Raw genomic sequence first — 1,285 nt, 5'->3', positions numbered from 1 at the left:
ACGACCGGCGCCGACTACGACCGCCTTCAGACCGCGGCGCAGGCCGTCGCCCGGCTCGACCCCGCCGAACGCGAACGGCTGACCGACGGTCGCGTCGCGGATGAACTCGAGGAACTACGGGCCGAACGGGAGCGGCTTCGGGATGCGCTCGAGACCGACGACCCGGTCTGAGAAAATCGTGGTCCGAGCGGCTCGCGGTCTGAGCGTCTCCCGGTCCAAGCGGCTCGTGGTTCGAGCGGTTCCTTCGGACCCCGCACTTTAGCCGTCGGAGCCCGATTTCACCCGCATGAGCAGACATCTCCTCGTTCCGATGGACGACTCCGAGCCGGCGCGAGCGGCCCTCGAGCACGCGCTCGAGTGGGTTCCCGCCGATCGAGTGACGGTCGTCTTCGCGGTCGACGACCTCGAGGCGGACTACGGCAGCGTCGTCTCGGGTGACGACGAGCCCGACTTTTTCGCCGGCGTCCACGAAATCGCCGACGAGTACGACAGGGCGGTCGAGACGACCGTCGTCGCAGGGTCGGGGGTAGCGGACGCCATCCTCGAGTACGTCGGCGAGGCGGACGTCGACGCGATCGTCATGGGCAGCGAGGGGAAAGCCGGCGTCTCGCGGATGCTGCTCGGCAGCGTCGCGGAGTCGGTCACGCGGCGCGCGGCGGTTCCGGTAACGATCGTTCCGTGACGGACAGTCGGAGGCATCTGAGCGACTACGCGGTGTTGATCTCGCTCGAGACGAGGCAATTCGGCTCTTCGATAGACGCGGGAATGGAACAAGGGATTCTGCTAGTGAATGAGTGAAACGGAGCGTCCTGCTATCGTGGCAACAGGGAATCACCACATCCTCCCCAGCCGATTTCTACTCACGGGCCAAAGGCCCGTTCGTATGGTCCGCGGGACCGTCGGTCCCGCGCTAACGCTCGCTCCTCTTGTCGCTCGCTCATCCACTGGAAGACGCTTCGCGCCTTCCAAGCCATTCGCTCACGAAGTTCGCGAAGACCTCGCGCAGTATGATCGGCCACCCTCGCTTGCACTCGGGTGGCCGACAGCGCGCGCCACTGCACGTCGGTTGATCAAACTGAGCGATACATAGGTCCCGTCACTGGGCGTTCATGGCGTTTGAACGAACGGCGGTAGAAACCGAGTTCAGGCGTCGGCCTTCGCGTCGGCCAGCGCCTCGTACATGTCGTCGACGAGTTCCTCGGCGCGGTCGCCCTCGCGGGCCTCGGCGTAGATCCGGACGAGCGGTTCGGTCCCGGAGGGGCGGGCGAGCACCCACGCGTCGCCG

The 1,285-nt window shown here is 66.3% G+C and carries 2 protein-coding genes and 1 pseudogene; 2 read left to right on the top strand and 1 reads right to left on the bottom strand.

Annotated features, from left to right (window positions below; genetic code table 11):
- The coding region (locus PGX04_RS34545; RefSeq protein WP_425498443.1) for a DUF7118 family protein at positions 1-171 on the top strand (171 nt) is incomplete at its 5' end.
- Positions 172-286: 115 nt separating this feature from the next.
- The gene (locus tag PGX04_RS07855) at positions 287-682 is read left to right on the top strand and encodes a universal stress protein (protein ID WP_273737993.1); all 396 of its coding nucleotides are present in this window, start codon (positions 287-289) and stop codon (positions 680-682) included.
- A gap of 461 nt (positions 683-1,143) precedes the next feature.
- Here the strand turns inward: PGX04_RS07855 and PGX04_RS07850 are convergent.
- Positions 1,144-1,285 (bottom strand): annotated as a pseudogene (locus PGX04_RS07850) (phosphoglucosamine mutase); the annotation flags it as partial.

This window comes from Natrinema soli (genome assembly GCF_028618695.1).
This window is presented reverse-complemented; position numbering and strand designations above follow the sequence as displayed.

Coding starts and splice junctions, on each gene's coding strand:
- PGX04_RS07855 (WP_273737993.1), top strand. CDS start 287: ATGAGCAGACATCTCCTCGTTCCGATGGACGACTCCGAGCCGGCGCGA.